This is a genomic window from Rhodobacter sp. SY28-1 (assembly GCF_005222785.1).
Taxonomy (GTDB): Bacteria; Pseudomonadota; Alphaproteobacteria; order Rhodobacterales; family Rhodobacteraceae; genus Tabrizicola.
Map to the genome: position 1 here is coordinate 64,465 of NZ_STGH01000006.1, position 12,478 is coordinate 76,942.

Annotated in this window: 11 protein-coding genes; 5 read left to right on the forward strand and 6 right to left on the reverse strand. The window is 63.5% G+C overall.

Going from position 1 to position 12,478, the window contains the following annotated elements; translation table 11 throughout:
- Nucleotides 1–102: 102 nt before the first annotated feature.
- Nucleotides 103–2,598 (forward strand): cation:proton antiporter, encoded by a 2,496-nt coding sequence (locus tag E8M84_RS20880; RefSeq protein ID WP_137113189.1) that lies wholly within the window; start codon nucleotides 103–105, stop codon nucleotides 2,596–2,598.
- A gap of 270 nt (nucleotides 2,599–2,868) precedes the next feature.
- Here E8M84_RS20880 and E8M84_RS21985 read toward each other — a convergent pair whose 3' ends face one another.
- Together E8M84_RS21985 and E8M84_RS20890 are read right to left on the reverse strand one after the other, a co-directional pair.
- On the reverse strand, nucleotides 2,869–3,300 hold the full coding sequence (locus E8M84_RS21985; protein ID WP_137113190.1) for a transposase: 432 nt from the start codon (nucleotides 3,298–3,300) through the stop codon (nucleotides 2,869–2,871).
- Between the two features lie 147 nt (nucleotides 3,301–3,447).
- Nucleotides 3,448–4,113 carry a GntR family transcriptional regulator gene (locus tag E8M84_RS20890; protein ID WP_137113191.1) on the reverse strand — a complete coding sequence of 222 codons (666 nt, stop codon included), beginning with the start codon at nucleotides 4,111–4,113 and terminating at the stop codon, nucleotides 3,448–3,450.
- Between the two features lie 145 nt (nucleotides 4,114–4,258).
- Between E8M84_RS20890 and E8M84_RS20895 the strand changes: the two genes are divergently transcribed.
- The gene (locus tag E8M84_RS20895; RefSeq protein WP_137113192.1) at nucleotides 4,259–4,924 is read left to right on the forward strand and encodes a GntR family transcriptional regulator; all 666 of its coding nucleotides are present in this window, start codon (nucleotides 4,259–4,261) and stop codon (nucleotides 4,922–4,924) included.
- Here E8M84_RS20895 and E8M84_RS20900 read toward each other — a convergent pair.
- The 4 genes from E8M84_RS20900 to dctP are packed head-to-tail and all read right to left on the reverse strand — an operon-like array spanning nucleotide 4,921 to nucleotide 8,607.
- Nucleotides 4,921–5,796 carry a shikimate dehydrogenase gene (locus E8M84_RS20900; protein ID WP_137113193.1) on the reverse strand — a complete coding sequence of 292 codons (876 nt, stop codon included), beginning with the start codon at nucleotides 5,794–5,796 and terminating at the stop codon, nucleotides 4,921–4,923. The two genes, E8M84_RS20895 and E8M84_RS20900, sit on opposite strands and share 4 nt — an antisense overlap.
- Complete coding sequence (locus E8M84_RS20905; protein ID WP_137113194.1) at nucleotides 5,786–7,081, reverse strand: TRAP transporter large permease; 1,296 nt, start codon at nucleotides 7,079–7,081, stop codon at nucleotides 5,786–5,788. Before E8M84_RS20905 ends, E8M84_RS20900 begins: the two co-directional genes overlap by 11 nt.
- Nucleotides 7,078–7,599, reverse strand: a complete 522-nt coding sequence (locus E8M84_RS20910) for a TRAP transporter small permease (RefSeq protein ID WP_137113195.1) — start codon at nucleotides 7,597–7,599, stop codon at nucleotides 7,078–7,080. The genes E8M84_RS20905 and E8M84_RS20910 overlap by 4 nt, the downstream gene beginning before the upstream one ends.
- Before the next feature lie 9 nt (nucleotides 7,600–7,608).
- Entirely contained in the window at nucleotides 7,609–8,607 is a 999-nt protein-coding gene (dctP, locus tag E8M84_RS20915; protein WP_137113196.1) for a TRAP transporter substrate-binding protein DctP, read from the reverse strand.
- 222 nt (nucleotides 8,608–8,829) lie between these two features.
- On the opposite strand from dctP, the gene E8M84_RS20920 reads away from it, so the two are divergent.
- From E8M84_RS20920 to E8M84_RS20930, 3 genes are read left to right on the forward strand one after another with little or no spacing between them, the layout of a single operon-like run.
- Nucleotides 8,830–9,594, forward strand: a complete 765-nt coding sequence (locus E8M84_RS20920; RefSeq protein WP_137113197.1) for an aldolase/citrate lyase family protein — start codon at nucleotides 8,830–8,832, stop codon at nucleotides 9,592–9,594.
- A gap of 13 nt (nucleotides 9,595–9,607) precedes the next feature.
- Nucleotides 9,608–10,522, forward strand: coding sequence for an AEC family transporter (locus E8M84_RS20925; RefSeq protein ID WP_170972024.1), 915 nt, complete (start codon nucleotides 9,608–9,610; stop codon nucleotides 10,520–10,522).
- Nucleotides 10,523–10,540: 18 nt separating this feature from the next.
- On the forward strand, nucleotides 10,541–12,418 hold the full coding sequence (locus E8M84_RS20930; RefSeq protein WP_137113199.1) for a bifunctional sugar phosphate isomerase/epimerase/4-hydroxyphenylpyruvate dioxygenase family protein: 1,878 nt from the start codon (nucleotides 10,541–10,543) through the stop codon (nucleotides 12,416–12,418).
- Nucleotides 12,419–12,478 lie beyond the last annotated feature (60 nt).

Genomic DNA, 12,478 nt, shown 5'->3' on the forward strand with positions numbered 1-12,478 from the left:
ATCGGTCCCTCCTTTCGTACCACGTCGTAAATTCGCGCAAAATAGCCGCGGGAATGCGGAAAGAGGGTACGGCGAAACCGCTGGTGCGGTAAATGGGTTGGCATGGATGTAGTCAACCTCGTCGGCATAGTCGCCGCACTCTTCATCGTGATCAGCCTCAGCGAGCCGTTGGCCGAGTGGTCGCAACTGCCCTACACAGTGGTTCTCGCGATCATTGGGACCCTGATCGGTACAGGCGCGGCCTATCTGGCCCAGTATGGCCAGTCGGTTACTGAACTCGCGCCGGCTGTGGAGATCTTCGAGTTCAGCATCCGTGCGAACGTGTTCATGTACGTCCTGCTGCCAACTCTGCTGTTTCAGGTGGCCCTTGGCCTGAACCTGCGCCGCATGGCAGAGGACTGGGTGCCAATTCTTGTGATGGCGGTCGTCGCGGTCGTGCTGGCGACCTTTGCCATAGGCCTGGCGTTACAGCCCTTCACGGCCTTGTCCCTCGTCGCCTGCCTCATGCTCGGCGCCATTGTCGCAACGACAGACCCCTCTGCGGTGGTGTCGATCTTCCGCAACATCGCGGCGCCGCAGCGTCTTGCACGCATTGTCGAGGGCGAGAGCCTTCTGAACGACGCCGCAGCGATCGCGCTCTTCGGGTTCTTCCTGAGCTTTGTCATGCTGGGTGTGCCCAACCCGACGCTTCAGGATGCACTTGTGGGGTTTCCGACCCTGATCTTCGGCGGCGCCGCAACCGGCTGGTTCTTCGGGCGTATCTGCCTTGGGGTCCTTTCCTGGCTCGGGCGCTTTCCGCTGGCGCAGATATCCCTGAGCGTGGCCTTGCCCTATGTCACCTACCTTGTCGCTGATCAGGGACTGGGCGTGTCGGGTGTCATCGCCGTGGTCATGGCAGGAATGACCCTGAACTACCTCGGGCCCGGACGTCTTGCACCGACCAACTGGACCAATCTGCGCGAGGTCTGGGACGTTCTGGCTCATTGGGCGGGTGCGCTGATCTTCCTTCTCGCGGCGTTGCTGGTTCCGCGGCTTCTGGGTGACGTGCGGCTCTACGATCTCCTGCTGATAGGGGTGGTGGTCGTCGCGGCAACCGTTGCGCGCCTGTTCATGCTTTATCTTGTCCTTCCCCTGCTGACCGCGCTGCGTCTGTCTCCCAGGGTCGATCGACCCTACCGCGTGGCCATCATGTGGGGCGGCTTGCGTGGCGCGGTTACCCTGGCGTTGGCGCTCGCGGTGTCCGAGAACTTCCGCGTGCCTGCAGATGTCAAGCGGGACGTCGGCATACTGGCGACCGGCTTCACGCTCTTCACCCTGCTGGTCCAGGGGACCACCCTGAGGTGGGTCATCTCGCTTCTCGGCCTCGACAAACTCGCCCCCATAGACCGTGCGCTGTCGAACCAGGTCATTGCCGTGGCACTGCAGAACGTGCGTGAAGAGGTGGCCGAGACCGCGAAGAACCATGATCTGACCCGTGACATCGTCCGTTCCGAGGCGAAGCGCTTTGCCGAACGACTGGACAGCGCCATGCAGAAGGCGGAGATCGCCGACGACATTCCCGACCGAGACCGGATCACGCTCGGGCTAGTGGCCCTTGCCGGTCGTGAGCGCGACATGATCCTCGAGGCTTTCCACGAGCAGCTCATTTCCGCGCGTCTGGCGGAACAAATGCTGGCGGACGCTGATCGCCTGATCGAACGCACGCGGACCGGGGGCCGCGAAGAGTACCGGGCAGCGGGCCGCATGAGCCTGGCGCAGGGCCGGGAGTATCGCTTTGCCAATTTGCTGCACAACCGCATGCGCCTCTCTGGACTGCTTGAGAGCCTGACGGCAGACCGCTTCGAGATCCTCCTGAACCTCCGGCTGATCCTGCGTGACCTGCACGGCTACATCGATACCAAGATCCGCCGCATCCATGGGCGCCGTGTCGCCGATCTCTTGCACGAGCTGGTGAAGCGCCGGGAAACCGAGACGCAGGTGGCGCTGGAAGGACTGCGGCTACAGTATCCCGGCTACGCCGAGGAGATCGAGCGTCGCTACCTCCGACGAACCTCCCTCAGACTGGAGGAACGTGAGTATGACGTCCTCTTTGCCGACGGAATCATCGGAATGGAACTCCATACCACCCTGAAGCAGGAACTGGCCTTCAAGCGCAGGTCTGTCGAGGAACGGCCGCCGCTCGATCTTGCCGTCCAGAAGACCGAGCTTGTTCGGCAGTTTCCGCTCTTCGCCGAGATGGACGACGCCGGTCGCCAGCAACTCGCCAGCACCCTGCGGACGCGCTACGTCCAGCCGGGCGAGATCCTGATGCGCAAGGGCGATACGCCGCGCGAGGTCTGTTTCATCGCCTCGGGCGCAGTTGAGTTCGAAACGGCTGGGCAGAAATTCAGACTGGGTCGCGGAGAGATGTTCGGACAGCTTTCCCTGCTGAGCCGCCAGATGCGCAGGACACAGGCGACGGCGATAAGTCACACGACACTGCTTGTTCTCGACGAGATCCGCTTCCGCCGCCTTCTCAAGCGCAACGACAAGCTGCGCGCCGCAGTGATCGAAAGCGCCAGGAGACGCGGCCTTGATGTAGCCGCACTTCAGCTTTGATCCACCGGAATCGGAATAGGCGCGATGTGTAGCCAAGGTAGATATACAGGACCGGCTAAGCGATGCGCCGTTCGCCTTGTTCCGGCTTCCCGCTATCACCTGAGGCATGTTCATGTCCGTGGCAAATGTCCCCGAGGAAGGGAACAGCAGCCAGGTCGATCCGGGCATGCTGGCTTTGGACGCGACTGAACGACAAGTGAGGTGCCCCCGGCTTCTTGGTCACCTGCCTCGTTCAGTTACTTGCTGCGCTGTCGGACCAGGCCTGCCGGATCAGTTCGGTCTGGCGGACATCGTCCCGCGCACGGCAGCCTTACGGTTCCTTAAGCCTTGCGTAGAAGCCGAAGGTCCGCGAACCGAAATGGACCCGAAACACCCTGCACATGGCTCATTCTGAACTCGGCCTGATGCGCCCGGATAGAGACGTACTTCATTGGGACTCGCGCGCAAATTAAGCTGTTGCTTTTTTAGGATATCTCGCTCCTCAGTCACTCGCGCCAGCTCGCGCTTCAGTCGTCGGTTCTCAGCTTCATGGTCCGTCCCGACCGACTTGACCGCCGGCTCTCCGAATAGCTTCAGCCACTTGTACAATGAATGCGAACTCACACCCAAACGTCGGGAAACCTCGCAAACCGGGTATCCCCGAACCGTGATCTTCTGCACCACATCACGCTTGAACTCGTCGCTGTAGTTGCTCGTCCCCATCTCGGCCTCCCAGCCTGAAAGTCAGGGGTCAAGGCGTCTACAAATCTGGGGACAACTCATTGCTGGACAGCGCCCTGTGACGATCACTCTCAGATCGGCACTGCATTTGAAGGGCGCCTGAAGCCGCGTTTAGGGAAGGGGCGCAATCTAGCGATCATTCGAGAGCCGGGCGAAGGAGCGAGTAAGCAAGGTTCGCTCCGCCGCAAGATGACTGGCCAGCCGTTGCGCTGCCTCTTCGGCGTCACGGCGGACAGCGGCCATCGCAATGCCCTCATGAACGTCCGCCCCGTCTCCGCCATCACCAACCAGGCCGGTCAGCACCCGATAGCGACGCGACAGATCGATCAGGCCGGCGCAGGTCCGGCGCAGCATCATCCGGGGCGTCCCCGCGATCAGGGCGTTGTGGAATGCGTCATGCGACGTCAGCCATTGGTCCGCGTCATTGGTCGGGGACGTGCGTCCCAATCGGTGCAGGGCGCGGATGATGTTGCTTTCCCAGTCCATGGTGCCGTGGCGCACGGCCTCACACAACGCTGCGACCTCCAGAATTGCACGCATTTCCAGGATGTCGTCCAGCTCGGCGGCAGAAACAGGCGACACCCGGAATCCGCGCTGATCCTCGAAAAGCACCAGCCCGTCGGCCGTCAGCCTGGCCAAGGCTTCGCGAAGCGGGCTGATCGAGGTATCGAACCGTTCGCGCAGATGGTCGAGGTTGATCTTGGCGCCCGGCGGCAGCTCGTTCCGCAGGATGGCACTGCGCAGATCGGCCAGCACACGGCTGGAAATGGTCTCCTTTCGAGCGGGCGCGGTCATCGGATCGGGTCCTTCTGCTTCAAGCTAGGGATGGAGCACAGAACCATAATGTCAATCCAGAATCATCGATTATGCGCGAAAGAACTTGCGATTGCATAGCGTTGAGTGGATCGTGCATGAAACCAACGGATACCAGACAGTCGCCATGTCACTCTCGCTTGCCCAATCCACCCATGCAGCCTTGCGCAGCGACATCATTTTCGGAATGCTTGCCCCCGGCCAGCGCCTGAAGCTTGATGACCTGCAAGCGCGGTACGGCGCCTCGGTGCCGACGTTGCGTGAGGTTCTGAACCGCCTGACCTCCGAGGCCCTTGTCGTGGCAGAGGACCAGAAGGGTTTCACCGTTGCCCCGATCTCAGTCGAGAACCTGCATGAATTGGCCAGCCTGCGGAAACTGATCGAATTTCACGCGCTTGAACTTTCGTTCCAGCACGGCGACGTCGACTGGGAAGCCGAAGTGGTGGCTTCCCATTACCGCCTGGCCCGGATCGAGGATCGCCTCATGGCAGGGGAAGCGGCAGATCGCCTGGAATGGAAGCGTTGTGACTTCGGATTTCACCAGACCCTCATCGGCGCTTGCGGGTCGCGCGAACTCCTGGCGTTGCATCGGGCGGTGTTCGACAAGTATCTGCGCTACCAGATGATCTTTCTGACGTTCCGGGGCCAGATCGCTGCTGACGAGCATCGCGCCCTGAAGGAAGCGGCGCTTGCACGGGATTTTCCCGCAGCCCGTGCTGTGCTGGAACGGCATATTGATGGGGGCGTCGAACACGCCCTGCGCGCACAGGAACCCGTCGCGGCAACTCCCTAGCCCGTCATGGCGTGGGTCAGGATGCCGCGGACCCAGGTCGCATCGGGTTTCTGTCCGCTGAAGATCTCGAAGGCCTGCACGCCCTGATGGAAATAAAGATCGTAGCCCGACAGGAAGGCCGCCCCCAGGCCTTCGACCTGGGCCCGGAACGTGGTCTGCTCGGGGGTATAGACTGCATCGAAGGCCCAGACCGGAGCGCCCTTCACCCCGTCCGGCAAGGGAGAGCCTGGCCGGCCGACCATGCCCAGCGGCGTGCAGTTCACCACGCCGTCGAAACCCGCCAGATCGGCCGTCTGCCCCGGCTCTGCCGCCTGTACCGGCAACCCCGGAAACTGCAGGCCAATCGCGCGGGCCAGCGACACGACCTTCGACAGATCCGCATCGTGCAGCACGATCCCGGCAGCACCGAGGGTGGCCAGACCAAAAGCCACGGCCCGCCCGACACCACCCGTCCCCAGCACAAGCACCCGCCCCGGAGCGGCCTCGGCAAAGCGCGCACGAAATGCGGCGACAAAGCCCGTGTAGTCGGTGTTGAAGGCGCGTGGACCCTGGGCGGTAAAGCGGACGGTGTTCGACGACCCCATCGCCGCCACCACCGGATCGCCCGCTGGCACCAGGGCCGCCGCCTCTTCCTTGTGGGGATAGGTGACGTTGACGCCGTCAAAACCCTGCGCCGCGCATTCCTTCAGAAGCGTGGCAAAACCCTTGCCCCGTTCCGCCGGGATGATGAGGTCATAGCTCGCGTTGCCCCCCACCGAGAGGGCTGACACCGTATGCAGAACCGGCGAGCGGGAGGCAGCGATATTCCCGCCGATCAAGCCCAGGCGCCAGGTGCGAGAAGTGGTAAGGGGCGAGATTTGATCAGCCTTCATAGCCGAACATCCTGGGCAGGAAGAGGATCAGGTCCGGGACCAGCGTGAGAGCGACAAGAGCGGTGAGCAGAGCAAATAGGAAAGGCATTCCCTCCTTCACCATGTCCTTGATCGCAATGCCCGTGACTCCGTTGATCACGAACAACAGCATCCCGTAGGGCGGCGTGATCAGGCCGATCATGCAGTTGACGACCGACATCACCCCGAAATGGATCGGGTCCACCCCCAGCGCCGCTGCGGTGGGCAGGAACAGCGGAATGATGACCAGGATGATGGTCGAGGCGTCCAGCACGCAGCCCAGCAGCAGGAACATCACGTTGACCAGCAGCAGGAACTCCATCCGCGACAGGTCCATCTCCACCAGCGCGCCGGAAATCGCCGTCGGGATGTTCTCGGTCGCCACGATGTAATTGAAGATCAGCGCAGACCCGATGACCAGCCCGACCGAGGCTGACGAACGCGACGAGTCCAGGAAGATGTCGTACAGCGCGCGCAGGCTGAGCGATCGGTAGAACAGGCCCGACACAAGCAGCGCGTACAGCGCCGCCACAGCTGCCGCCTCGGTCGGGGTCGTGGCACCTCCGTAGATGCCCGCCAGCAAGATCACCGGCATCATCAGTGCGGGCATGGCGCGCAGCGTGATCCCCGGCAGGCGGCGCAGGGGCACAGCTTCTTCGGCCGGGATGTTGCGGCGATGCGCAATGACACTGTTCATCACCATCAGCACCAGCGTCATCAGAACGCCCGGGATCACCCCGCCCAGAAAGAGATAGCCGATGGAGGCGTCGGACACGAGCGCGTAAAGAACCATCGGGATAGACGGCGGAATGATCGGGCCGATCGTTGCCGACGCCGCCACCACCGCTCCGGCAAAGCCCGGCGTATAGTGCCCGGTCTTCAGCATCATCGCGATCGAGATCTTGCCGACGCCCGCCGCGTCAGCCACCGCCGAACCCGACATGCCCGAGAATATCAGGCTGACAAGGATATCGACCTGTGCAAGCCCCCCCTTGAAGCGTCCCACCATGGCCTTGCAGAAGTCGAGCAGCCGGTCGCTGATCGCCCCCGCGTTCATGATGTTCGCCGCAACGATGAACAACGGGACAGCCAGCAACACAAAGCTGTCGTAGACCGACTGGATCAGCTGCTCCGATGCCAGCGCAAGGTCCTGCCCCGAGATGGCCAGATAGGCGACGGCCGACACGATCATCGCCAGCGCGATGGGCATGCCCATGGCCGCCGCGGCGCACAGCACGACCAGGCAGACAGAGAAGGCCAGGCTCATCTTCCGGTCTCCGTGTCGATCAGGTCATACGAGGTGATCTTCCCTTCGAGGTCGTGCTTGCCGCGCAGGAAGTCCACGATCATGCGGGAATAGCGCAGGATGATCATGGTCATGAAGGCCATGTAGATGATGAAGACGTAGTTCAAGGGTATGCGCAGTGTCGAGCTGCGCTTGATCTTGTAGAAATCCACGTAGTCCCAGGTCGGCAGGTAAGCCGCGACGAAGGCGATCACGATGGCCACCGCACAGATCACCGAAAACACGCGCTGCACCGGGCGCTGCACGGACAGATACAGCACGTCGAACCGGATATGATCCGCCGGGCGCAGGCAAAAGGCCGAGCCCCAGAACACGATCCAAAGCCATAGCGACAGGCTCAGTTCGACGGTCCAGCCAAGCGAAAAGCTGAAGACGTAGCGTGCTGCGATCTGCACGAGGAAGATGGCGAACATGGCGGCGAGCATCCCCGCCGCCACCGCATCCGCCGCGTGCCGCAACCCCTTCAGGATGCGGTCCATCGCGATGCCTTACTTGGCCAGTTCGTTGATCCGCTCCAGCATCCCCGCCGGCCAGTCCTTGGCATAGTCGGATGCCAGATAGGCCGCCTGCACCGCATCGCGGAACGCAGCGACATCGGGCTCATAGACCTTCAGGCCCTGGCTTTCCAGGAAGGCCACAGCATCGGCTTCCTTCTGCAGCTGCATCTGCCGCGCATGTTCCGCCGCCGCATCGGCCGCCGCCTGCGTGGCCGCCTGCTGTTCCGGCGTCATCGCGTCCCAGGCCGCTTTCGAGATCGTCAGGTAGTTCAGGTCGACAAGGTGCGAGGTCAGCACGACCTGGTTGGTCACTTCGTAGAACTTGCTGTCGATCACCGACGGCAGCGGGTTGTCCTGCCCGTCGACTGCCCCGGTCTGAAGCGCGGTGTAAAGCTCGGGGAAGGCCACCGGCACCGGCGACGCACCCAGCGCCGACCCAAGGAATTGCCACGCATCCGTCCCCGGCATCCGCAGCTTGATCCCGGCCATATCGGCGGGGGTCTTGATTTCCTTGTCGCCCTTCAGGTTGATCTGGCGCTTGCCCAGATACATTACCGTCAGCAGCTTGACGCCCAGCTCGGCTTCGACCTTGGCTTTCAACGGGTCCATGATCGGGTCATTGAAGACTGCGATCTGATGCTCGGCCGACTGGTGGACATAGCCCGCCGTCAGAATGGTGAATTCCGGGAAAAAGCTGGAAAACTCCTGTGCCGATGCGATCGACATTTCCAGGTTGCCACGGGCGATGGCTTCCAGTTCCGTGCCCTGCTTGAACAGCGTTCCGTTCCAGTGCGGCTCAAAATTGGCGAACTCGGCAACACCGGGGCCGAACTTCTCGATCAGGCCGATGGCGCGGCTGTCCGTTTCGGTGTTGACCGAGGACAGGCGCAGGGTGATCTTGTCCTGAGCAAGGCTGGCTCCGGCTGACAGCAGCAACGCGCCTGCCGCAACAGCGGACATAAGGGCACGGCGTGTGGTGGTGAAGGTCATATCTTCCTCCCGTTTGACTTGGTTCCTTGGGTTCCGCCCCCTCCCCGGGGCGACCACGACGGATGCGGGAATCACCCGTTCTGACCGTCGTTGCTTTTATCTAACACCACATCGTCGAGCGTTCCTACCAGAATTTATGATCCTCCAATAATCGTTTTTCTTTCCCTTCGTCTGGTGATGCGCTTATATGGACAAGACACAGCGGCGAGGGGGGAGAACGCCATGAAACTGCCGAAGAACGCCTTCAAGGCCGCGCTGGCCGAAGGAAGGACGCAGATTGGCCTGTGGGTCACGATCCCCGGCTCTGACAATGCCGAGGCGCTGGCAGGCTGCGGGTTCGACTGGCTTCTGATCGACACCGAACACTCCACAGTCGGGCTTGATACGGTCAAGTCCATGCTGCAGGCGATGGCCCCCTATCCGGTCAGCGCCGCCGTCCGCCCCGGCTGGAACGACGCGGTCGAGATCAAGCGCATCCTCGACGCCGGCGCGCAGACCATCCTTGTGCCCTACGTCCAGAACGCCGCCGAGGCCGCCCGCGCCGTCGCCGCCGTCCGCTATCCGCCCGCCGGTATGCGCGGCGTGGCGGGCATCACCCGTGCCACGCGCTATGGGCTGGTCGAGGGTTACACCGCCAATGCCGACAGCGAGATCTGTCTTCTGGTGCAGGTAGAAACGGCCGAGGCCCTGCAGAACATCGAGGCCATAGCGGCAGTCGACGGCGTCGATGGCATCTTCATCGGCCCGGCCGACCTTGCCACCAGCATGGGCTATCCCGGCAACCCCTCGGCGCCCGAGGTCAAGGCGGCGATCCTGGATGCCATCGCCCGCATCCGCGCGGCCGGAAAGCCTGCAGGGATCCTCAGCCTTGATCCCGCCCTTCTGAAGGATGCGGCTGCCGCCGGTTCCCTCTTTACCGCCGTGGATGTCGACCAGGCCATCCTTCTGCGCGGCGCCCGGGCCATCGCACAAGACTGGAAACACTGAAAAGGCCGCGCCGATGTGGGCCTTCCTTGGGGTCACGCTGCCCGTCTACCTGATCATCGCTGTGGGCTTTGCGGCGGTGAAGGCGGGCTATGTGAAGACCGAGGATATGCGCGCCCTGGGCCGGGTCGTCCTGCGGCTGTGCATCCCGGCCACCCTGTTCGTGGCCATCCTCAAGGTGCCCGCCGGCCAGGCCGTCCGCTGGGATTTCCTGCTTGCCTATGCCCTGGGGTCGCTGTCGGTCTTTGCCGCAGGCATCGCCTTTGCCCGTCTGGCCCTGGGCCGCACCCGGCAGGCTTCTGTTCTTTCCGGCCTTGGCTCCTCATCCTCGAACAGCGGCTTCATGGGCTTTCCCATCGTCGCCCTCGTCCTGGGCGATGTCGCGCTGCAGGCCTTTTCCATGGCGCTGATCGTCGAGAACATCCTGATGATCCCGCTGGCCATGCTGCTTGCCGATGGCGGTCGAGGCGGGTTGTGGACTGGCGTGCTGCGCCCGATGCTGACCAACCCCCTCTTGATCGCGGTTGCAGCGGCGCTGGCCTTGTCGCTGATGTCCGTGCCCCTTCCCCAGCCCCTGTTCCGCGCGCTGGAGATGGTCGCCCCCGTCGGCCCCCCGGTGGCCCTGATGGCCGTCGGCGGCAGCATCGCCGCCCTGTCCTTTGCGCCGCTGCGTGCCGATGTGGGCGCGGTGGTCGCGGGCAAGTTGATCCTGCATCCCTTGGCCGTCGCAGCCGCCTTTGCCGTCGCGGGCAGCCTGCCCGCCGATCTTGCGCTGGCAGGCATCCTGTTCGCCGCTGTACCGATGATGTCGATCTACGCCCTGTTCGGCGAACGCTGGGGCGCGGAAAGCATGGCTGCCTCGGCCCTGCTTCTGGCCACCGCGCTGTCCTTCTTCTCGGTCTCTGCCCTGCTCTGGCTGCACCCCACCTGACCCATATGGGAGGTTCGCATGAAGACATCCATCGCCACGGTCTCGATCTCGGGCACCTTCGCCGAGAAGCTCGACGCCATCGCCGCAGCCGGGTTCGACGGGATCGAGATCTTCGAGCAGGACTTCCTCGCCTCTGACTTCACCCCGGCCGAGGTGGGGCGAATGGTCGCCGATCAAGGCCTGTCGATCACCCTGTTCCAGCCCTTCCGCGACTTCGAGGGCCTACCGGAACCACACCGCAGCCGCGCCTTTGCCCGCGCGGCGCGCAAGTTCGACCTGATGAACCAGCTGGGCACCGACCTCGTTCTGGTTTGCTCTTCGGTCCATCCGGCGGCAATGGGCGGCATCGACCGCATGGCGCAGGATTTCCACGATCTGGGCGACCTGGCCCGCGCGCATGGGGTTCGTGTGGGATACGAGGCGCTGGCCTGGGGTCGCCATGTGAACGACCATCGTGACGCCTGGGAAGTGGTGCGCCGCGCCGATCACCCGCAGGTCGGGCTGATCCTTGACAGCTTTCACACGCTGGGCCGCAAGATCGACCCCGACACCATTCGCCGCATCCCCGGTGACAGGATCTTCTTCGTCCAGCTTGCCGATGCCCCGGCCATCCAGATGGACCTCCTCTACTGGTCGCGCCACTTCCGCAACATGCCGGGCGAGGGTGATCTGGATGTCACCGGCTTCATGCGCGCGGTCATGGCCACCGGCTATTCCGGGCCCCTGTCGCTGGAGATCTTCAACGACCAGTTCCGCGCGGGCTCGCCCCGCCTGGTCGCGGGCGACGGCCACCGAAGTCTGATCGCTCTGATGGATCAGGTCCGCCGCGCCGAACCCTCGATTACCGTCGACCTGCCCGCCTTTCCCGCCGCCACCCCGGTGGACCGGATCGAGTATCTGGAATTCGCCACGGCCCCGGACGAAGCTACGGCCCTTCAGGCTTTCCTCGCAGCGGCAGGCTTTGCCAAGGCCGGAGAGCATGTTTCAAAGCCCGTCACCCATTGGCGGCAGGGCGGCGTGAACATTCTTGTGAACTTCGATCAGGGCGGGTTCTCCAACACGTCCTATGTCGCGCATGGCACGACCGTGTCCGAAGTCGCGCTGCTGGTGCCCGACGCCCGTGCCTCCTATGCCCGCGCCACCGCCCTGCTGGCGCAACCGCATGACCAGCCCACAGCATCGGGCGAACTGAACATACCCGCGATCCGGGGTGTCGGCGGCAGCCTGATCCGCCTGCTGGACCATGGCCCGCAGCTGTCGCGCATCTGGGACGTGGATTTCCGCAGCACCCCGGCGCCGGTTGGTGCGGGTCTGACCGGCATCGACCACATCGGCCAGACCATGGCCTATGACGAGATGCTAAGCTGGGCGCTGTTCTACGGCGCGATCTTCGGCGCAACCAAAGCGCCGATGGTGGATGTGGCGGACCCCGACGGTCTGGTCCGCAGCCAGGCGATGCAATCGGGCGGTCTGCGGGTCACCCTGAACGGGGCCGAGGCGCGGCGCACCCTTGCCGGACGCTTTGTGGAAGAGACTTTCGGGGCGGCAGTCCAGCACGTCGCCTTTGCCACCGCCGACATTTTCGCCACCGCAGCCGCCCTGGATAGGAACGGCTTCCCGACGCTGCAGATCGGCGCGAACTACTATGACGATGTCGCTGCCCGCTTCGGCCTTGACCCTGCGCTGGTGGACCGGATGCGTGTGGCGAATGTGCTCTACGACGAAGACGCAGGCGGGCAATTCTTCCAGCTCTACTCTGCCCCCCGCGCGGGTGGCTTCTTCTTCGAGATCGTCCAGCGACAGGGCAACTACCAGGGGTACGGCGCCCCCAACGCTCCCTTCCGCATCGCCGCGCAAAAGCGCACCACGCGCCCCGCTGGCCTTCCAAGCATGTAGGCGGTGACGCGGGCATTGCGGTGGAGCATTGACCGCGCCTCGATGCAACGCCCTTCTGTC